This is a genomic window from Pseudomonas sp. BB438 (assembly GCF_057180225.1).
The window spans coordinates 5,485,221-5,505,178 of the sequence record NZ_CM170001.1; the positions used below are offsets into that span (position 1 = coordinate 5,485,221).

At 65.6% G+C, this 19,958-nt stretch carries 18 protein-coding genes and 2 tRNA genes; 10 read left to right on the top strand and 10 right to left on the bottom strand.

Annotation, left to right across the window (positions count from 1 at the left end; genetic code table 11):
* Positions 1 to 38: 38 nt before the first annotated feature.
* The 4 genes from AC1ZV1_RS25305 to AC1ZV1_RS25320 all read right to left on the bottom strand — a co-directional run bounded on the left by AC1ZV1_RS25305 (position 39) and on the right by AC1ZV1_RS25320 (position 4,925).
* Entirely contained in the window at positions 39 to 1,154 is a 1,116-nt protein-coding gene (locus AC1ZV1_RS25305; protein WP_484294159.1) for a hypothetical protein, read from the bottom strand.
* A gap of 103 nt (positions 1,155 to 1,257) precedes the next feature.
* The gene (locus tag AC1ZV1_RS25310) at positions 1,258 to 2,619 is read right to left on the bottom strand and encodes a spinster family MFS transporter (protein WP_484294160.1); all 1,362 of its coding nucleotides are present in this window, start codon (positions 2,617 to 2,619) and stop codon (positions 1,258 to 1,260) included.
* A gap of 257 nt (positions 2,620 to 2,876) precedes the next feature.
* Positions 2,877 to 3,899 carry a ferrochelatase gene (gene hemH, locus AC1ZV1_RS25315; RefSeq protein WP_484294161.1) on the bottom strand — a complete coding sequence of 341 codons (1,023 nt, stop codon included), beginning with the start codon at positions 3,897 to 3,899 and terminating at the stop codon, positions 2,877 to 2,879.
* Positions 3,900 to 4,019: 120 nt separating this feature from the next.
* Entirely contained in the window at positions 4,020 to 4,925 is a 906-nt protein-coding gene (locus AC1ZV1_RS25320; RefSeq protein ID WP_484294162.1) for a TIGR01777 family oxidoreductase, read from the bottom strand.
* 275 nt (positions 4,926 to 5,200) lie between these two features.
* Between AC1ZV1_RS25320 and AC1ZV1_RS25325 the strand changes: the two genes are divergently transcribed.
* The 4 genes from AC1ZV1_RS25325 (at position 5,201) to phrB (ending at position 9,701) form a co-directional block, all read left to right on the top strand.
* Positions 5,201 to 6,184 carry an NAD(P)/FAD-dependent oxidoreductase gene (locus AC1ZV1_RS25325; RefSeq protein ID WP_484294163.1) on the top strand — a complete coding sequence of 328 codons (984 nt, stop codon included), beginning with the start codon at positions 5,201 to 5,203 and terminating at the stop codon, positions 6,182 to 6,184.
* A 164-nt stretch (positions 6,185 to 6,348) separates the two neighbouring features.
* Positions 6,349 to 7,308 carry a YbgA family protein gene (locus tag AC1ZV1_RS25330; RefSeq protein ID WP_484294164.1) on the top strand — a complete coding sequence of 320 codons (960 nt, stop codon included), beginning with the start codon at positions 6,349 to 6,351 and terminating at the stop codon, positions 7,306 to 7,308.
* An 18-nt stretch (positions 7,309 to 7,326) separates the two neighbouring features.
* Positions 7,327 to 8,277 carry a MerR family transcriptional regulator gene (locus AC1ZV1_RS25335; RefSeq protein ID WP_484294165.1) on the top strand — a complete coding sequence of 317 codons (951 nt, stop codon included), beginning with the start codon at positions 7,327 to 7,329 and terminating at the stop codon, positions 8,275 to 8,277.
* The gene (phrB, locus tag AC1ZV1_RS25340) at positions 8,274 to 9,701 is read left to right on the top strand and encodes a deoxyribodipyrimidine photo-lyase (protein WP_484294166.1); all 1,428 of its coding nucleotides are present in this window, start codon (positions 8,274 to 8,276) and stop codon (positions 9,699 to 9,701) included. Before AC1ZV1_RS25335 ends, phrB begins: the two co-directional genes overlap by 4 nt.
* Positions 9,702 to 9,866: 165 nt before the next feature.
* On the opposite strand, the gene AC1ZV1_RS25345 is transcribed toward phrB, so the two are convergent.
* The 6 genes from AC1ZV1_RS25345 to hemA form a co-directional block, all read right to left on the bottom strand.
* Positions 9,867 to 10,388 carry an acyloxyacyl hydrolase gene (locus AC1ZV1_RS25345; protein WP_484294167.1) on the bottom strand — a complete coding sequence of 174 codons (522 nt, stop codon included), beginning with the start codon at positions 10,386 to 10,388 and terminating at the stop codon, positions 9,867 to 9,869.
* 116 nt (positions 10,389 to 10,504) lie between these two features.
* Entirely contained in the window at positions 10,505 to 11,299 is a 795-nt protein-coding gene (gene murI, locus AC1ZV1_RS25350) for a glutamate racemase (RefSeq protein WP_484294168.1), read from the bottom strand.
* Positions 11,292 to 12,047 (bottom strand): molybdopterin-synthase adenylyltransferase MoeB, encoded by a 756-nt coding sequence (locus tag AC1ZV1_RS25355; RefSeq protein WP_484294169.1) that lies wholly within the window; start codon positions 12,045 to 12,047, stop codon positions 11,292 to 11,294. The genes murI and AC1ZV1_RS25355 overlap by 8 nt, the downstream gene beginning before the upstream one ends.
* Entirely contained in the window at positions 12,041 to 12,871 is an 831-nt protein-coding gene (prmC, locus tag AC1ZV1_RS25360; RefSeq protein WP_484294170.1) for a peptide chain release factor N(5)-glutamine methyltransferase, read from the bottom strand. The genes AC1ZV1_RS25355 and prmC overlap by 7 nt, the downstream gene beginning before the upstream one ends.
* Positions 12,872 to 12,917: 46 nt before the next feature.
* On the bottom strand, positions 12,918 to 14,000 hold the full coding sequence (prfA, locus tag AC1ZV1_RS25365) for a peptide chain release factor 1 (RefSeq protein WP_484294171.1): 1,083 nt from the start codon (positions 13,998 to 14,000) through the stop codon (positions 12,918 to 12,920).
* Positions 13,997 to 15,265: a glutamyl-tRNA reductase gene (gene hemA, locus AC1ZV1_RS25370; protein WP_045211202.1), complete on the bottom strand. Its 1,269-nt coding sequence runs from the start codon at positions 15,263 to 15,265 to the stop codon at positions 13,997 to 13,999. Before hemA ends, prfA begins: the two co-directional genes overlap by 4 nt.
* A 145-nt stretch (positions 15,266 to 15,410) precedes the next feature.
* Here hemA and AC1ZV1_RS25375 point away from each other — a divergent pair, with 145 nt between their 5' ends.
* The 6 genes from AC1ZV1_RS25375 to AC1ZV1_RS25400 all read left to right on the top strand — a co-directional run bounded on the left by AC1ZV1_RS25375 (position 15,411) and on the right by AC1ZV1_RS25400 (position 19,897).
* Positions 15,411 to 17,177 carry a tetratricopeptide repeat protein gene (locus AC1ZV1_RS25375; RefSeq protein WP_484294172.1) on the top strand — a complete coding sequence of 589 codons (1,767 nt, stop codon included), beginning with the start codon at positions 15,411 to 15,413 and terminating at the stop codon, positions 17,175 to 17,177.
* Positions 17,178 to 17,180: 3 nt separating this feature from the next.
* Positions 17,181 to 17,807, top strand: coding sequence for a lipoprotein insertase outer membrane protein LolB (gene lolB, locus AC1ZV1_RS25380; protein WP_484294173.1), 627 nt, complete (start codon positions 17,181 to 17,183; stop codon positions 17,805 to 17,807).
* Positions 17,808 to 17,811: 4 nt separating this feature from the next.
* A complete protein-coding gene (ispE, locus tag AC1ZV1_RS25385; protein WP_484294174.1) occupies positions 17,812 to 18,660 on the top strand; it encodes a 4-(cytidine 5'-diphospho)-2-C-methyl-D-erythritol kinase in 849 nt (282 codons plus the stop codon).
* Between the two features lie 31 nt (positions 18,661 to 18,691).
* Positions 18,692 to 18,766 (top strand) — tRNA-Gln (locus AC1ZV1_RS25390).
* Between the two features lie 61 nt (positions 18,767 to 18,827).
* Positions 18,828 to 18,902, top strand: a tRNA-Gln gene (locus AC1ZV1_RS25395).
* A gap of 53 nt (positions 18,903 to 18,955) precedes the next feature.
* Positions 18,956 to 19,897 carry a ribose-phosphate pyrophosphokinase gene (locus AC1ZV1_RS25400; RefSeq protein ID WP_015478849.1) on the top strand — a complete coding sequence of 314 codons (942 nt, stop codon included), beginning with the start codon at positions 18,956 to 18,958 and terminating at the stop codon, positions 19,895 to 19,897.
* Positions 19,898 to 19,958 lie beyond the last annotated feature (61 nt).

Here is a 19,958-nt window from a genome sequence, read left to right on the forward strand (position 1 = left end):
CGTCCGAGCGGTGATGAGTCCGCTCCGACATCTGGCCGTCAAGGCTCGGGAATAGAAAACGCCATCAGCCGATACCCGTCCGCCGTGCGAATGAAATCGAAGCTGGCGTGCTTGTCCGGCTCGAACGATCCCAGTTGCCAGTGCTCCATGGCTGACATCCTGGGTGTCTGCCACTGGGCGAACTCACCGCAGTTGTCGAAGTACTGCGGGTCGCGCTCGGGCTCGAAGGGCCAACCCATGTCGTCCTGGTGCACGCCATAGCCCGCGGAAACGCGCAGGGCTTCGAGCCGCTTGCGCAGTGTCGCGCCTTGTCGACGCAGTACGTCGTCCGCTGCAGCCGCCTGCCAGTCATCCAGTGGCTCGCCCCCCTGCCCGCTCCAGATCCGTGGATAGCTGTGGGCCTTCAGCGACGCCTCATCGAGGTGCGGCAGGAACTCGTCCCTGAACCAGAGGGCGAAGTCCTTCTCGATGTCGACGAAGCTGAGATAACGACCATCAACCCCCTTGAAGGAAACGCGGCGCGGATCGCTGGATGGCTGCTCGCTCACCTGTCGCGTGAACCAGTCCAGCGATCCGGCACGGGTGCTCTCGACGTTCTCCACCAGCGTCCTGCCGTGGCGGTCGAGCAGCACGTCCTTACCACCGCTCCAGCCCTTGTGCTCGCACTGCTCCAGGCTCACCCCCGGATCGGCGCAGTTGCGCGTGGCGCCCTTCAGCGCCACGACCATGCCGTTGCGCATGGCCGTCGCGTCGCTCAGCTCGGCCGGGATCAGCACTTGGCCATTGCCGTCGAGGAAGCCGACCTTGTCACGCTGGCGGTCACGGAAGCGGATGCTGTTCTCGCTCTCACAGATCGGTGCATTGTCGAAGAAATACACCGAGTCCGGCGCAACCTGCCGGCCATCACGCAACAGGTAATAGCTGCGGTAACCGTCGGCCGTTTCCTCTCCCGTGGCGATGATGTGTTCGAAGCGCCGAGCCAGGGTGAGCATCGGACTGAGCGTCGGCGGGACCTTCACGCCGCCCTGTACATCCTTGAAGCCGATGAGGTCGTTCTGGGTGAACGCCACCCAGGGTTCCTCCGCCGCTGCCGTCGCGCTCAGCGCCAGCAGACCCACGGCAGCCAGCCCCCGGCCAAAACCCTTTGCATCCATGCTGGAAACCTCCCTTCGCATGCGTGTCCTGCCGCATTGTGCCACGGACAAAGAAAAGCCCCCGCGCATCGCTGCACGGGGGCTCGATTTTACGAAGGTGATGTCAGGCGGGCTGACGTTGCATCGCACCGCTTTCGCTCTCGCCCTTCAGGCTCCAGCTCTTGAGGTGCTCCAGGCTCGCGCGGTAGGGCTTGAGACCATTGGCCAGCAGCAGCGCGCCAGCGACCAGCGCCACGACGCTGACGATCAGCAGCGAGTAGCGCAGCGCCATGTCGTCGGCGAACACGTAGTCGGTCACCAGGGCGATGGCGGTCGGGCCGATACCCAGGCCCAGCAGCGTGACCACGAACAGATAGATGGCCGAGGCCTGGCCGCGCATGGAGTTGGGCATGATTTCCTGGATCGCCGCCGGGGCGACACCAAAGGGCATGCTGAGGAAGAACACGATGGGCGCCATCATCGCCGCCGCCGCGTTGCCGCTGTCCAGCAGCGGATAGACCAGGCTCAGCGGAATCGCCAGGCAGGCGGCCAGCAGGCCCACGCGCATGTTCGCATCGGTGCGACCGCGCTTGGCCCAGTAGTCGGCCAGGCGGCCACCGCAGACGATGCCCAGGCAGCCGAACACGGCGACGATGCTGCCGTACACCACGCCCACATGGCCGGCATCCCAGCCGTAGGTGCGGACGAAGAAGGTCGGCACCCAGGCGCCGCTGCCGTAGCTGGCGAAGGAGATGCAGGCGAAGCCGAAGTTGTGGCACAGCACGGTCTTGCGGTTGGCGCGCAGGTAGGCGCCCACCTCGCTCATCGGCACTACTACGCCGGCGCCGACGCCACGACGGGTCGGTTCCTTCACCGCGAGCATCAGCAGGGTGAAGAGCACGCCCGCGGCGCCGAGGATCAGGAAGATCAGTTGCCAGGGGCGCACTTCGCCGAGGACCGGCAGGTGCACATCGCCCTGGGCCGACGCGAACTTGATCACCAGCCCGCCGAGCAGGAAGGCCAGCCCCGAGCCGAGGTAGATGCCCATCGAGTAAACGCTGATGGCGGTGGCACGACGCTGGGCCGGGAAGCTGTCGGCGATCAGCGAATAGGCCGCCGGCGACAACGCCGCCTCGCCCACGCCGACACCCACGCGGAACAGCAGGAAGTGCCAGTACTGCTTGGCCAGGCCGCAGGCGGCGGTCATGGCGCTCCAGATCAAAACGCCGACGGTGATCAGCCCGCGGCGGCTTCGGCTGTCGGCCATGCGCCCGAGGGGGATGCCACACAGGGTGTAGAACAGTGCGAAGGACAGGCCCATCAGCAGGCTCATCTGCGTGTCGCTGATCTCCAGATCGCGGCGGATGGGGCCGACCAGCAGGTTGAGAATCTGTCGGTCGATGAAGGAAAGCACGTAGGCGACCATGAGGATCGCAACCGTGGACCAGGCCACGGCACTGGAGGGGTAGCCGTTATTGTTGTTCATGCCGGGCTCCTGAAACGCCGCCAATCGCGGCGAAGGCGAAGGGGAGAGTCCGCAGAGTAGGCATTGCGAACGCGTCGCGCGCGCACTATCAAATCTCTGAATGCGCACGTCGGCCGTTGGCTGATGAATGGGTAGTCAGGGATCGGACGCCAGGTTTCGCCGTTCCCCCGGCAGGAGCAGGCTCGGTCCCAAGAAGCCCCAGGCGTCGCGGTAGGGCGCACCACCCCTGGGGTGATTTTCGCCCTGAAGAGCGGCGTTCAGATTGCCGTGGGTGTCCGCTCGCACAGCTTCGCCAGCGCTCGCGCCCACAGTTCCTGGTCGTTCAGGCAAGGCACCAGCACCAGTTCCTCGCCACCCGCTGCGCGGAACTGCTCGTTGCCGCGCTGACCGATCTCCTCCAGTGTCTCGATACAATCGGCGACGAAGGCCGGGCACATCACCAGCAGGCGCTTCACGCCCTGCCTGCCGAGCTTGTCCAGCTGCGCCTCGGTGTAGGGTTCGATCCACTTGTTGCGGCCCAGGCGCGACTGGAAGGATACCGACCAGCGTCCATCTTCGAGGCCGGCGCCAGCGGCAAAATCCTCTGCCGTGCGCAGGCACTGGCTGCGGTAGCAGACGGCCATGACGTCCTCGTGCACGCCGCGGCTGGAACTGGCGGTGAGGTCGTGGCGCTTGTCCTTCACCAGCTTGCGGATGTGCGACTCGGGCAGGCCGTGGAAACTCAGCAGCAGGTGATCGTAGGGTTGTTCCAGATAGGGCTTCACGCTGTCCACCAGCGCCTGGCGGTACTCGGGCTCGGCGTAGAACGGCGGCAGCACCTTCAGCTCCAGCGCGAGGTTATGCTCGCGCATCACCCGGCGAGCTTCCTCGATGGCGGTGGTGGTGGTGCTGTCGGCGAACTGCGGGTACAGCGGCGCAAAGGTCACCTGGGAAATGCCCTGCTGGCTCAGGCGCAGCAGCGCCTTCTCGATGGACGGCTCGCCATAGCGCATCCCCAGCTCCACCGGGCCATGCGGCCAGAACGGCCGGACAGCCTCCTGCAGACGACGGCTCAGCACGACCAGCGGCGAACCCTCGTCCCACCAGATCGATGCATAGGCATGGGCGGACTCTTCCGGCCGCTTGCGCAGCACCAGCGACACCAGCAACCGGCGGATCGGCCAGGGCAGGTCGATGACGTAAGGGTCCATGAGGAACTGATCGAGGTAGCGGCGCACGTCCTCGACCTGGGTGGAGGCCGGTGATCCCAGGTTGACCAGCAGGAGGGCGTTTTGGGTCATGCAGTGTCCTTAAACCGGTACGGTAGGAGGTCGTCGTGCGGGCTGCGCAGTGTACACGCAGCCCGCGCCATCAAGGTCAGCCCGAGCCTGTTTCCAGGCTGTCGCCGATGTCGCAGGGGCTCAGTGGCTTTCCTGCAGCACGTCGGCCAACGCTTCCTTGAGCTCGGGGAAGCGGAATTCGAATCCGGCGTCCAGCAGCCGGCGCGGCACGATGCGCTGGCCCCCCAGCAGCAGGATCGACATCTCGCCCAGCAGCAGGCGCAGGGCGAAACCCGGCATGGGCATCAACGTCGGCCGGTGCAGCACCTGGCCCAGTTCCTGGGTGAAGTCGCGGTTACGCACTGGCTGTGGCGCGCACGCATTATAGGGACCGGCTGCGTCCTCCTTGCGCAAAAGAAAATCGATCAGGACGATCTGATCGTCGATATGGACCCAGGACATCCATTGCCGACCGTCCCCCAGCCGCCCGCCGGCACCCAGGCGGAATGGCGGCAACAAACGCTTGAGGAAACCGCCCTCGGGCGCCAGCACCAACCCGGTACGCACCAGTACCACGCGGATACCCAGGGCTTCGGCCTCCCGGGCGATCTGCTCCCAGGCCAGGCACAGTTCGCTGGCGAAATCCTCTCCCGCCGCGGCGCTGTTCTCTTCCAGCGGACGCTCGCCGGCGTTGCCGTACCAGCCCACCGCCGAGCCGTTGATCAGCACTGCCGGGCGCTGGCTACGCCCCTCCAGCCAGGTCACCAGGCGCTCGGTCAGGCGCACCCGGCTGTCCCACAACAGAGCCTTGCGCCGGGCACTCCAGGGCTTGTCGGCGATGGGCTCGCCGGCCAGGTTGACCACCGCATCCAGCGGACCATCACCATAGGCCTCGAAGTCGCCGATGCCTCGCACCGTCTCGCCGCACAGCGACGCGACGCGCTGTGGCTGGCGGCTCAGCACGGTGAGCTGATGCCCTTCGGCGCTCCACTGACGGCAGAGGCGGCGGCCGATCAGGCCGGTGCCGCCGGTCAAGAGAATATGCATGGCGAACTCCTTGTTGGGCTGTTCCACCTTCCATCAGTCTGGACGAGAGGGAGGCGATTGCGTTGACACTCCCTCTGCAGCGAGGTCTACGCTGTAAGTGCCGGAACCAACGCCGGGCTCATTCCTGAATGAACCGATGCGGCGCCGAAGGTTCCGATGATCGGACTCCTATCGTTGACGAGCGAGAACAGCTGAAAGGCAATTGTACAGATATTTTAATTTGTACAAGAATACCTCGCTCGTTACGCTGAAAGACACAGACTACGAGGCATGTCATGAGCGCCCCCATTGCCATCATCGGCACCGGAATCGCCGGACTCTCGGCCGCCCACGCCCTGCGCGATGCCGGACAAATCGTCCAGCTATTCGACAAGGGCCACGGCAGCGGCGGCCGGATGGCCAGCAAGCGCAGCGAAGCCGGCGCCCTGGACCTCGGCGCGCAGTACTTCACCGCCCGCGACCGGCGGTTTCTCGACGCCATCCAGAAGTGGCGCGAGCACGGTTGGGTCGCCGAATGGGACCCCGCCCTCTACCAGTACCGCGACGGCGAACTGAGCCCTTCTCCCGACGAACAGCCGCGCTGGGTCGGCACCCCGCGCATGAGTGCCATCACCCGCGCGCTGCTGCAGGACCAGGTCGTCACCTTCACCTGCCGCATCACCGAGGTGTACCGCGGCGAAGAGCACTGGCACCTGCAGGACTCCGAGGGTCAGACCCACGGCCCCTTCAGCCGCGTACTGGTCGCCACGCCCGCGCCCCAGGCAGCTGCGCTGCTCGCCAGCGCGCCGAAACTGGCGGCCGCCGCCGCGAGCATTCCCATGGAGCCGACCTGGGCCGTCGCCCTGGCCTTCCGCGAACCGCTGGATACGCCGGTTCAGGGCTGCTTCGTGCATGAAGGCCCGCTGTCCTGGCTGGCCAGCAACCACTCCAAGCCAGGCCGCGACGAACAACTGGACACCTGGGTGCTGCATGCCGCCAGCGGCTGGAGCAAGCAGCATATCGACCTGCCCAAGGAAAGCGTGATCGAGCACCTGCGCGGCGCCTTCGCCGAGCTGATCGGTTGCGCCGTCCACGCCCCCGACTTCGCCCTGGCCCACCGCTGGCTCTACGCCCGGCCCATGGAAGCCCACCAGTTCGGCGCCCTCGCCGATGCAGACCTGGGCATCTACGCCTGCGGCGACTGGTGCCTTTCCGGTCGCGTCGAAGGCGCCTGGCTGAGCGGCCTGGAAGCCGCCCGCCGCCTGCTCGAACACCTCTGATCCGCGCCTGAATCACTCGCCCTCTTCCCACGGGAGAGGGCAGCGGCCGTCCTTCGTCTTGCGCCGAAACCCTGTACAAGTCTTTGCACTTGTACACCCCTGCGCCTATCCTTATCGATAGTTGTACAAAATAACAACCCTTGTACAAGAAATCGGTAGCCGTCATGCCCAATTCCTCTCCCCGCCCCAAGCTCGCCATCAGCGCCTGTCTACTCGGTGAACCGGTGCGCTACAACGGCGGACACAAGGCCTCGCGTCTGTGCCTGGACGTGCTCAGCCGCCACTTCGACTTCGTCCCGGTGTGCCCCGAAGTCGCCATCGGCCTGGGCATCCCGCGCCCGACCCTGCGCCTGGTCGGCGATCACGACGACCCGCGCGCACTGATCCTGCGCGAAGGCGGCCGTGACGTCAGCGACGCCCTGCGCGATTACGGTCGGCAGCAGGCCGGGACGCTGCCGGACATCTGCGGCTACATCTTCATGCAACAATCGCCCTCCTGTGGCCTGCAGCGGGTAAAGCTGTATCGATCAGACGGCCAGTTGCGTCCGCCAGGCGTGCGTGGGCTCTACGCGGAGACATTCTGCACCGCGCGCCCGGAACTGCCGGCCGAAGAGGAAGGCCGGCTCAACGACCCGGTGATCCGCGAGAATTTTCTCACCCGCGTGTACGCCTACGCCGCCTGGCAGCGCCTCTGCGAGGAAGGCCTGACACGTCACGCGGTGATCGGTTTCCACTCGCGCTACAAGTACCAGTTGATGGCGCATAACCCGCGCCAGTACGGCGCCCTCGGCCAACGCCTGGCGAAGATCGGCGAACAAGCGCTGGAAGCGTTCGCCCCGGGCTACTTCCGCGACTTCATGCAGGCACTCGGCACCTGCGCCACCCGCGGCACACACAGCAACGTCCTGCAACACCTGGCGGGCTACCTCAAGCGTGACCTGCCATCGTCCGAGAAAGCCGAGATGCAAAGGCTGATCGACCAGTACCGCGAAGGCGTGATCCCGCTGGTCGTGCCGCTGACACTGCTCAAGCATTACTTCCGCCTGCACCCGCACCCCTACATCGACGCCCAGGCCTACCTGCAACCGCACCCCGAGGAGCTGAGCCTGCGCAATGCCATCTGACGTACCGACAGGATGCCCATGAATCCCGACCACCCCCACCGAGAATCGGACGATGACTACCGTCAGGCCCTGGCCGAGGGCTGGCTGCCGATCCGCGAAGTTTCCCGGCGCACCGGCGTCAACCCGGTCACCCTGCGCGCCTGGGAGCGTCGCTATGGCCTGGTCGTGCCGCAGCGCACCCCCAAGGGCCACCGCCTCTACTCCGAAGCGCAGATCGCGCGCATCCAGGCCATCCTCACCTGGCTCGGCCGGGGCGTGGCGGTAGGCAAGATCCGCGCGCTGCTCGACGAGGGCACGCCTGCTGCAGTGGAAACCATCGCCTCGCCCTGGGACGACCTGCGCCAGCAGTGCATCGCCGCCATCGGCCGAATCAACGAGCGCCAGCTGGACGAGCTGTTCAATGGCGCGCTGGCGATCTACCCCGCGCAAACGCTCTGCGAACAACTGATGTTGCCCCTGCTGGACGAGCTGGAGCGGCGCTGGCAGGGCCAGTTCGGGGCGCAGCTGGAGCGGGTGTTCTTCCATACCTGGCTGCGCACCAAGTTCGGCACCCGCCTCTACCACCACAACCGCCAGCAACGCGGTGCCCCCCTGCTGCTGGTGAACCAGTCCGGCCTGCCGCTGGAGCCGGGGTTATGGCTCACCGCCTGGCTGGCCAGCAGCGCCGGCTGCCCGCTGGACCTCTTCGACTCGCCCTTGCCGCCGGGCGAACTGGCGCTGGCGGTGGAGCGCCTGCAGCCGCGCGCCGTGCTGCTCTACTCCAGCCGCACGCTGAACCTGCTGCAACTGCCCCGGCAGCTCGCCGGCGTCGACTGTCCGCGCCTGCTGGCAGGGCCCGCCACCGCCATCCATCCCGATGCGCTGCAGGAGCTGGCCATCGCCGAGCCACCGCTGCACCTGGCCAGCGGTCCGGTCGCCGCGTTCGAACTGCTGCGTGAGCTGCACCTGCTCAACGGGGAGGCCCCATGAAGCGCCAACTCGTCTGGCTACGCACCGACCTGCGCCTGCGCGACAACAGCGCCCTGCACGCCGCCGCCGAGCGCGGCCCGGTGATCGTCCTGTTCCTGCTCAGCCCCGACCAGTGGCAGCGCCACGATGACGCGCCGTGCAAGGTCGACTTCTGGCTACGCAACCTGCACGAGCTGCGCGCAGGCCTGGACAAGCTGCACATCCCGCTGCTGATCCGCACGGCGAACCACTGGGACGAGGCGCCGAACGTCATCAGCCTGTTGTGCCAGGAACTGGACATCGAGACGGTCCACGTCAATGAGGAATACGGCATCAACGAAGCCGCCCGCGACGCGGCCGTGGAACAGGCGCTGGAGGACGACGGCATCCACCTGCGCAGCCACCTCGACCAGCTGTTCTTCGCTCCCGGCACCCTCCTCACCAAGGGCGGCACCTGCTTCCAGGTCTACAGCCAGTTCCGCAAGGTCTGCTACGAACGCCTGAACCTCGGCGTTCCCAGCCTCGTGCCTACGCCCCGCGCGCAGCAGGAACTGCATATCGCCAGCGACGAGGTCCCGGGACAGGTGGAAGGGTTCGAAACGCCGCCGACTTCGCTGCGCAAGGAATGGCCAGCCGGGGAAGAAGCGGCCCGCGAACGCCTGGAACTGTTCACCGACGAAATCCTCAGGACTTACCAGGAAAGCCGCGATATTCCTGCGCGCGACGGCACCAGCCGCCTCTCGCCCTACCTGGCCGCCGGCGTGCTGTCTCCCCGGCAATGCCTGCATGCGGCGCTGGCAAACAACCATGGCGAGTTCGAGACCGGCAACAGCGGCGCGGTCAGTTGGATCAACGAGCTGCTCTGGCGCGAGTTCTACAAGCACATCCTGGTGGGCTTCCCCCGCGTCAGCCGACACCGCGCCTTCCGCGAGGACACCGAGAGGCTGCGATGGCGCCGTAGCCAGAAGGACCTGGAGGCCTGGCAGCAGGGTCGCACGGGCTTTCCCATCATCGACGCCGCCATGCGCCAGCTGCTCGCGACCGGCTGGATGCACAACCGCCTGCGCATGGTGGTGGCGATGTTCCTTACCAAGAACCTGCTGATCGACTGGCGCGAAGGCGAACGTTGGTTCATGCGCCACCTGATCGACGGCGACCTGGCGGCGAACAACGGCGGCTGGCAATGGAGCGCCTCCACCGGCACCGATGCAGCGCCCTACTTCCGCATCTTCAATCCGATCTCGCAGTCCGAACGCTTCGATCCGGAGGGTCGCTTCATTCGTCGCTGGGTGCCGGAGCTGTCCGGTGTGGAGGGCAAGGCGGTGCACGATCCGTCCAGGCTCGGGCTATTCGGCGTAGCGGATTATCCACAGCCGATGTGCGATCTCTCCGCAACTCGCGAGCGCGCGCTGGAGGCCTTCAAGAGCCTTTCCGCCTCGCACTGACGCCTTCCTGGATATCGCGCTAGACGTGCCGTATCCCCCTCTCCTTTCAGGGGGGCAGGGAGAGAATCGACGCTACGGGACTTCAGGAAACGGCAGCCCCTCCTCAAATCCAGGCGCGCACAAAAAAGCCGGGCGCAAGGCCCGGCTTTCCTTGTCAGCGATCTGTTACAGCGGATGCGTGTAATAGAGGCTGTAGGATTCGATACCGTCATTCGGCTGGCTGATGCCGGCGTTGGAGTAGTGGATGGCTCGCACACCCAGGGCCTGGCCTTCACCGAAGCGCAGGCCGACGCCCAGGCGATCCTCGAAGTTGAAGGCGCCGCCCAGGTTCTGGTCGCCGACGCGGGAACCGCTGAAGACGGCGACACCGATGCCTGCCTCGACGAAGGGTTTGACCTGCGCGCCGGAGAACTCGTAGACGAAGACCGGACTGAAGGAGAGCGAGTGTCGGCCGCTGGCTTCGTCACCACCTTCCCAGTAGGTGTAGCCGGCGTCCCAGTAGCCGGTCAGGCGCCCGGTGGAGCTTTCCCACCAGCTCTTGTCCCAGTCGAAACCCAGGCCCAGGCGGTAGGTCATGGTGTTCTGCCCTGTTACGCCGACGGCGCCGGTCAGGCCAGCGGCCTGTGCGGAAACCAGATGCCCCAGTGTCATAGCTGCCACGGCGGCGAGCGAGAGTAGTTTCTTCATCGAAACATCCTTTATTAGAAAGCTGAATGAAAAATCCCCGCGAATAGCCAGCAATTATAAGGCCGTTTGTCAGTATTTGCTGACAGACCAAAGTGGATAGCTGGCTATTTTTTCGATCAGCCCGGGAAGAAACGGACAGGGTCGTCGGTTCCCCACAGCACCGGTAGTACGCGTTCAAGTCCTTCGACTGCACCGCTGGTCCAGAGATCAGTTTTTTTTGCGTCCCCTTCTGCCAGCATCCTCCGCGCCTGCAGCAGGCGTTCGAGCTGGCGGGCTACCGCAGCGCCGGTATCGATCAGCGAGACATCCGCCGGCACCAGCTCACGCAGCAGCGGGCGCAGGAACGGGTAATGGGTGCAACCCAGGATCAACGTGTCACATCCCTCCGCCAGGAGTGGCGCCACGTAGCCTTGCAGCAGTTCGCGGGTCTGCGGGCCGTCCAGGTCGCCCAACTCGATGCGCTCCACCAGCCCCGGACAAGGCTGGGTGATGACACGGACGTCGCTGGCAAAGCGATCCAGCAACGCGGCGAACCGAGCGCTTTTCAAGGTACCGGTGGTGGCGAGCACGCCGACCACACCGCTGCGAGTCGCCTCGGCGGCAGGCTTCACCGCCGGCTCCATGGCCACGATGGGCAACTGTGGATAACGTTCGCGCAGGTCCGCGGCGGCAGCGGCAGTGGCGGTGTTGCAGGCCAGCACCAGCGCCTTGGCGCCACGGGACAGGAGGAAGTCGGCAATGGCACGGCAACGCGCGCGGATGTATTCGGGGGTCTTCTCGCCGTAGGGCACGTGGCCGCAGTCGGCGAGGTAGATCAGGGATTCATGGGGAAGCCGCGCCCGGATTTCGTGAAGGACGCTGAGCCCGCCCACACCAGAGTCGAATACGCCGATCGGCGCGGCATCAGCCATGCGCGGCTCCGCACACGGCACACTGCGGATCGCGCTTGACCCGCAACTCACGGAAGCGTGTGCCGAGGGCATCGATCAACAGCAGGCGGCCCACCAGCGGCTCGCCGAAACCGGCCAGCAGCTTCAGCGCCTCCAGCGCCTGCAGGCTGCCCACCAGCCCCACCAGCGGGCCGACCACGCCGGCCTCGCTGCAGGTCAGTTCAGCTTCGCTACCGTGGCCATACAGGCAGTGGTAGCAGGGGCTCTCCGCTCGGCGCGGGTCGAACACCGAGAGCTGCCCTTCCAGGCGAATGGCAGCCCCACTCACCAGTGGCTTCCTCGCGGCGACGCAAGCAGCGTTGACGGCCTCGCGGGTGCCGAAGTTGTCGCAGCAATCCAGCACCAGGTCGACATCTGCCACGGCGGCGTCGAGGGAATCGGCGTCCAGCGCCTGGCGATGGGCGACCAGCTTCACGTCCGGATTCAGCGCGGTCAGGCGGGCGATGGCGGAGTCCACCTTGCCCACACCGACGCTGTCGGTACCGTGGATGATCTGCCGCTGCAGGTTGGTCAGGTCGACCGTGTCGAAGTCCGCCAGGTGCAGCTCGCCGACGCCGGCCGCAGCCAGGTACAGCGCCACCGGGGCACCGAGGCCACCGAGGCCGACGATCAGCACGCGGCTGTCCTTCAGGCGCAGTTGCCCGTCCACGTCGATCTGCGACAGGAGGATCTGCCGGCTGTAACGCAGCAGTTCGTTGTCGCTCAGCATGTCCAGCGCCCCAGGCTGATGCGCTCGTGGCCGCCCAGGTCACGGCGGCTTTCCACGGCGCTGAAACCGCGGGTGAGCAGCAGGTCGCGCACGGCGTCAGGCTGGTCGAAGCCGTGTTCGAGCATCAGCCAGCCGCCGTTTTCCAGGTGGCTGGGCGCCTGGTCGATGATCAGGCGGATGTCATCCAGCCCGTCCGGCCCGGAGACCAGCGCGCTCGACGGCTCGAAGCGCACGTCGCCCTGCCTGAGGTGCGGATCGGCGCTGGGAATGTAGGGCGGGTTGCTGACGATCAGCGAGAAGCGTTCATCGGCCACCGCAGAGAACCAGTGGCTCGGCTGGAAGGCCACGTTGGTCAGGCGCAGGCGCTCGCGGTTGCGCTCGGCCAGGGCCACGGCCTCGGGAATCCGGTCGACGCCCAGCACCTGCCAGCTCAGGCGTTCGCACGCCAGGGCGAGGGCGATGGCGCCGGTGCCAGTACCCAGGTCGAGCACGCGCGACGGCGAGGCCGGCAGCAGCGCCAGCGCCGTCTCCACCAGCAGCTCGGTGTCCGGACGCGGAATCAGCGTGTGCGGCGCGACCTCCAGATCCAGGCTCCAGAAGCCCTGACGGCCGAGGATGTAGGCCACCGGCTCACCGGCCACGCGGCGGGCCAGGTAGCGGTCATAGAGGTCGTGGGCCTCACGGCTGACCACGCGCTCGGGCCAGGTGCGCAGGAAACTGCGCGGTTTGCCCAACGCGGCGGCGAGCAGCAGCTCGGCATCCAGACGCGCGCTGGGCGAGTCCGGCAGTCGTGCCTCGTTGAGCAGGGTCATGATGGTTGCCATGGTCTGTCGCTCTCTCAGTCGCCCGCTCGTTCAATCACCCGCACTTTCAATCACCCAGTGCGGCCAGCTGGTCGGCCTGGAACTCTTGCAGTAGCGGCTCGATGACCTGCTCCACCGCGCCCTCCATGACCTCGCCCAGAGAATAGAGGGTGAGGTTGATGCGGTGGTCGGTCACCCGGCCCTGGGGAAAATTGTAGGTGCGGATGCGCTCGGAACGATCGCCCGAACCGACCAGCAGCTTGCGCGTGCTGGCGATCGCCTGCTGGGCCGCGGCCTGCTGCTGGTCGTTGAGTTTGGCTGCCAGCCACGCCATGGCCTTGGCGCGGTTCTTGTGCTGCGAGCGCTCTTCCTGACACTCGACCACGATGCCCGACGGGATGTGCGTGATGCGCACCGCCGAGTCGGTCTTGTTCACGTGCTGGCCGCCGGCGCCGGAGGAGCGGTACGTGTCCACGCGCAGGTCGGCCGGGTTGATCTCGATGGCCGCCTGCTCGTCCGGCTCGGGCAACACTGCCACGGTGCACGCCGAGGTATGGATGCGGCCCTGGGATTCGGTGGCCGGCACACGTTGCACGCGGTGGGCGCCGGACTCGAACTTGAGCTTGGCGTAGACGCTCTCGCCCTCGACCCGGGCGATCACCTCTTTATAGCCGCCGTGCTCGCCCTCGTTCTCGGACATGATTTCCACGCGCCAGCCCTGCTTCTCGGCATAACGCGAATACATGCGGAACAGGTCGCCGGAGAAGATCGCTGCCTCGTCGCCGCCAGTGCCCGCGCGGATTTCCAGGAAGACGTTGCGGCTGTCGTTGGGGTCCTTGGGCAGCAGCATGCGCTGCAGACGATCCTCAAGGCCGACCAGCGCGATCTTCGCCTCGGCCACCTCCTCCTCGGCCATCGCGCGCAGGTCCGGGTCGCTGTCCTTGAGCAGCGCCTGGGCGCCCTCGAGATCGGACTGGACCTTGCGGAACTCGCGGAAGGCAAGGATGACCGGCTCCACCTCCGCATATTCACGGGAGTAAGCGCGGAACTTGGTCTGGTCGCTGATGACCTCGGCGTCGCCCAGCAGAGCAGTCAGCTCCTCGTAGCGGTCGCTGAGGATGTCCAGCTTTTTCAGGAGGGACGCTTTCATCGCTTGTCAGTGCCCTCCTCGAGGGCGAACAGTTCCTGCGCGACGGCCAGCGCATCGATGCGGCCCTCGGCGGAGAGTTTCTTCATCTGCACGCTGGGCGCATGCAGCAATTTATTGGTCAGGCCACGGCTGAGCTGGGCAATGACTTCCATCGGGTCGGCGCCGTTGGCCAGCAGACGCTGAGCCTTCTGGGTTTCCTCATCGCGCAGGCGCTCGGCCTGTTGGCGGTAGGCACGCAGTACGTCGACCGCGGCCAGCTCGCGCAGGCGCAGCATGAATTCGTGCACGCCATCGCCCACCAGCTCCTCGGCGGCCTGGGCAGCGCCCTGGCGGCTCTTGAGGTTCTCGGCGACCACTTCGTGCAGATCGTCGACGCTATACAGGTAGACGTCTTCCAGTTCGCCGACTTCCGGCTCGATATCACGCGGGACGGCGATGTCGACCATGAACATCGGCTTGTGCCGCCGCTGCTTCAGCGCTCGCTCCACCGCCCCCTTGCCGAGGATCGGCAACTGGCTGGCAGTGGAACTGATGACGATGTCGCTGTTGACCAGCTCGTCCGGCATGTCCGCCAGCAGGATGGCGCGGGCACCGAACTGCTCGGCCAGCAGGCTGGCGCGCTCCAGCGTGCGGTTGGCGACCACGATGCGCTTCACGCCCTGCTCGTGCAGGTGGCGGGCGACCAGGGTGATGGTCTCGCCGGCGCCGATCAGCAGGGCCTGGCTGCGGCTCAGGTCACTGAATATCTGACGGGCCAGGCTGACCGCGGCAAACGCTACGGAAACCGGGTTCTCGCCGATGGCGGTATCGGTGCGCACGGTCTTGGCGGTGCTGAAGGTGGCCTGGAACAGGCGCCCCAGCATCGGCCCGACGGTCCCGGCCTCGCGAGCCACGGCGTACGCGGACTTCATCTGCCCGAGGATCTGCGGTTCGCCCAGCACCATGGAGTCCAGACCCGCGGCGACGCGCATCATGTGGCGCACGGCTTCTTCGTCCTGATGGACATAAGCGCAGGCACGAAGATCATCGATCCCCAGGTTGTGGTAATCGGCCAGCCAGGCCAGCACGTCGCCGGCGTCCGGATGCTCGATCTCCAGGTAGAGTTCGCTGCGGTTGCAGGTGGAGAGGATCGCGGCTTCACGGCTGGAAGTCAGCCTGCACAGCAGCTGCAGGGCCTCGACCATCTGCTCGGGAGTAAAAGCCACGCGCTCGCGGACGGCCACGGACGCGGTCTTGTGGTTGATGCCGAGGGCAATGAAGGCCATGCAGAATCGCTGAGCTGATCGGAAAGCCCGCAATTGTCCTACTTAGCCTTGTGAAGGACAACCACCCGCGACGGATCGCACACTGCAAATCGTATACAGGCCCGTTACGGGCGCTTGCCCATGGGATTGGCACTTTCCTTATGTCATGATGGTCCCATTTCGCAGGTCAGGCCCTCGTCCTTCCTCTATGAACAAGTCTCTTGCGCTGCTGACTGCTCTGCTGCTGCTCGGCGGCTGCCAGTCTCTTACACACAAAAATTCCGACAGTGCTTCCGTGGAGAAGGACAAGGCCGCGGCTGCTCAGAAAGATCAGAAGTACGGCTCCTTCAGCGAAGACACCCTGTTCTCGCTGCTGACCGCCGAGATTGCCGGGCAGCGCAACCGCTTCGACATCGCCCTCGCCAATTACGTCGAGCAGGCCAAGGAGACCCGTGATCCGGGCGTCGCCGAACGCGCCTTCCGCATCGCCGAATACCTGGGCGCCGACCAGGAAGCCCTGGACACCTCGCTGATCTGGGCCAAGGCCGCGCCGGACAATCTCGACGCCCAGCGCGCCGCTGCCATCCAGCTGGCACGTACCGGCCAGTACGACGAATCCATGGTGTACATGGAGAAAGTCCTCAACGGCCAGGGCGACACCCATTTCGACTTCCTCGCGCTGTCCGCCGCCGAGACCGACCCCGATACCCGCGCCGGCCTGCTGCAGAGCTTCGACCGCCTGTTGAAGAAGTACCCGGACAACGGCCAGCTGCTCTTCGGCAAGGCCCTGCTGCTGCAACAGGACGGCCGCCCGCAGGAAGCCCTGCATCTGCTGGAGGACAATTCCGCCAGCAAGCACGATGTCGCTCCACTGCTGCTGCGCGCCCGCCTGCTGCAGAGCATGAAGCGCAGCGATGAGGCGTTGCCGCTGCTCAAGGCCGGAATCAAGGAACACCCGGACGACAAGCGCGTCCACCTCGCCTACGCCCGCCTGCTGGTGGAGCAGAACCGCCTGGAAGACGCCAAGGCCGAGTTCTCCGCCTTGGTCGAGCAGTTCCCCGATGACGACGACCTGCGCTTCTCTCTGGCGCTGGTCTGCCTCGAAGCCCAGGCCTGGGACGAGGCCAAGGTCTACCTGCAGGAGCTGGTCGAGCGCGACAGCCATGTCGACTCCGCCCACTTCAACCTGGGTCGCCTGGCCGAGGAGCAGAAGGACCCGGAAACCGCCCTCAAGGAATACGCCCTGGTCGGCCCGGGAAACGACTTCCTCCCCGCCCAGTTGCGCTCGACCGAGATCCTGCTGGACCAGAAGCGCTATGACGATGCCGCGCGCCGCCTCGCCGAAACCCGCGACCGCCAACCGGACTACGCCATCCAGCTGTACCTGATCGAGGCCGAGGGCCTGTCCAACCGCGACCAGGTGGACCGGGCCTGGGCCGTCATCCAGCAGGGCCTCAAGCAGTTCCCGGATGATCTCAACCTGCTCTACACCCGCTCCATGCTCGCCGAGAAACGCAACGATCTGGCACAGATGGAACAGGACCTGCGGCTGATCATCCAGCGCGAGCCGGACAACGCCATGGCGCTCAACGCGCTGGGCTACACCCTGGCCGATCGCACGACCCGCTACAGCGAAGCCCGCGACCTGATCCAGAAGGCCCACTCGCTGAACCCGGACGACCCCGCGATCCTCGACAGCCTGGGCTGGGTGAATTACCGCCTGGGCAACCTCAGCGAAGCGGAAACCTACCTGCGCAAGGCGCTGGAACGCTTCCCCGACCACGAAGTGGCCGCGCACCTGGGCGAAGTGCTCTGGGCCCAGGGCAAGCAGAGCGAAGCCCGCAAGGTCTGGGCCACCGCCCTGCAGAGCCAGCCCGACAGCGCCGTCCTGCGCGACACCATGCTGCGCCTGACCGGCTCCGGAACCCTCTGATTTATGCGTTTACGTCACCTGATCGGCGCCGCCGCGCTTGCCCTGCTCGCCGGCTGCTCCAGCTTCGGCACCCACGAAGCCCTGGAAGGCCAGGGCAACGCCAGCGCCTGGAATGCCCACAAGGCGCGCATCGCCACCCTCGACGGCTGGCAGATCGATGGCAAGGTCGGCATCCGCGCCCCCAAGGACTCCGGCAGCGGCACCCTGTTCTGGCTGCAACGCCAGGACTACTACGATATCCGCCTGTCCGGCCCGCTCGGCCGCGGCGCCGCCCGCCTGACCGGGCGCGAAGGCGCGGTGACCCTGGAAGTCGCCGGGCAAGGCCGCTACGAAGCCGCCTCCCCCGAAGAACTGCTGGAACAGCAGATGGGCTGGCGCCTGCCGGTCTCCCATCTGCTCTGGTGGATTCGCGGCCTGCCCGCGCCGGACAGCAAGAGCCGCCTGACCCTGGACGGCGACAGCCATCTGGCCAAGCTGCAACAGGACGGCTGGGACGTGGAATATACCCGCTACAGCGAGCAGGACGGCTACTGGCTGCCCGAACGCCTGAAGCTGCACGGCCAGGACCTGGACGTCACCCTGGTGGTGAAATCCTGGCAGCCGCGCCAACTCGGCGCCGGCCAGCAGTGACGCCATGCAGGACCGCCTGACCCTGCCGGCACCGGCCAAGCTCAACCTGTTCCTGCACATCACCGGTCGCCGCGCCGACGGCTACCACGAACTGCAGACCCTCTTCCAATTCCTCGACCACGGCGACGAGCTGCAATTCGCCGTGCGAGAGGACGGCGATATCCGCCTGAATACCGAGATTGACGGCGTTCCCCACGACAGCAACCTGATCGTCAAAGCGGCACACCGCCTGCAGGAACAATCAGGCGCCACGCTGGGCGCCGACATCTGGCTGGACAAGCGGCTCCCCATGGGCGGCGGGATCGGCGGGGGCAGCTCCGACGCGGCAACCACCCTGCTCGCGCTCAACCACCTGTGGCAACTGGGCTGGGACGAAGACCGCCTTGCCGCACTGGGCCTGAGCCTGGGTGCGGACATACCGGTGTTCGTGCGCGGCCGGGCTGCCTTTGCTGAAGGCGTCGGCGAGCGACTCACGCCCGTGGAACTCGACGAACCCTGGTTCCTCGTCGTCGTGCCGCAAGTCTTTGTCTCCACAGCAGAAGTTTTCTCCGATCCCGAGTTGACACGGGATACTCCGCCCATTAAAGTTCGCAGCCTTCTCGGGGTGGACGGTCATAACGACTGCCAGCCGGTCGTCGAGAAGCGTTACCCGGATGTACGTAACGCACTGATCCAGCTAGGTAAATTTACCGAAGCGAGATTGACCGGCACCGGAGCTTGTGTATTTGGGAGCTTCCCAAACAAGGGCGATGCTGATAAAGTTCGCCGCCAACTTCCGGCCACTCTGCCAAGTTTTGTTGCACAGGGGCGTAACATCTCGATGTTGCGCCGAACGCTGCAAAATCTGGACTGAGAAGAAAGCAATGTAATCGGTTGTACGATACAGGGGCGTCGCCAAGCGGTAAGGCAGCAGGTTTTGATCCTGCCATGCGTTGGTTCGAATCCAGCCGCCCCTGCCATTAACCCACAGGGTTTACGTACAGCATCAACGAACACATTGCTCCGCAAGTTGTAAGCTACAGGGGCGTCGCCAAGCGGTAAGGCAGCAGGTTTTGATCCTGCCATGCGTTGGTTCGAATCCAGCCGCCCCTGCCATTTTTCTTCTGGCTCAACCGGGCCTACCCTCAAGCCGACACAGGTACCGCAGCGTGTCCAAAATGATGGTTTTCACGGGGAACGCCAACCCCGATCTGGCACGCCGTGTCGTACGGCAGCTGCACATCCCCCTCGGTGACGTTTCTGTCGGTAAATTCTCCGACGGCGAAATCAGCGTTGAGATCAACGAAAACGTTCGTGGTAAGGACGTCTTCCTGATTCAACCGACCTGCGCACCGACCAACGACAACCTGATGGAACTGGTAGTGATGGCCGATGCCTTCCGCCGCTCCTCGGCGACTCGTATCACGGCCGTCATCCCCTACTTCGGTTATGCCCGCCAGGATCGCCGCCCGCGTTCCGCCCGCGTGGCCATCAGCGCCAAAGTCGTTGCCGACATGCTGACTGTCGTAGGCGTCAACCGCGTTCTCACCGTTGACCTGCACGCCGACCAGATCCAGGGCTTCTTCGATATCCCCGTCGACAACATCTACGGCTCGCCCGTACTGGTCGACGACATCGAAGACCAGCGCTTCGAGAACCTGATGATCGTCTCCCCGGACATCGGCGGTGTGGTGCGTGCTCGCGCCGTCGCCAAATCCCTGGGTGTCGACCTGGCCATCATCGACAAACGTCGCCCGAAGGCCAACCAGTCCGAAGTCATGCACATCATCGGTGATGTCGAAGGCCGTACCTGCGTGCTGGTCGACGACATGGTCGATACCGCGGGCACCCTCGGCCACGCCGCCAAGGCTCTGAAAGAGCACGGCGCCGCCAAGGTCATCGCCTACTGCACCCACCCGGTGCTGTCCGGCCGCGCCATCGAGAACATCGAGAATTCCGTACTGGACGAGCTGGTGGTGACCAACACCATCCCGCTGTCCGCTGCTGCACAAGCCTGTGGCCGCATCCGCCAGCTGGACATCGCTCCAGTTGTCGCCGAGGCCATGCGCCGCATCAGCAATGAAGAATCGATCAGCGCCATGTTCCGCTAAGGCGGAACAGCGCTGACGTAAAGCGCCCCATCACGTCGACGGGGCATCAGCAAAATCGCCC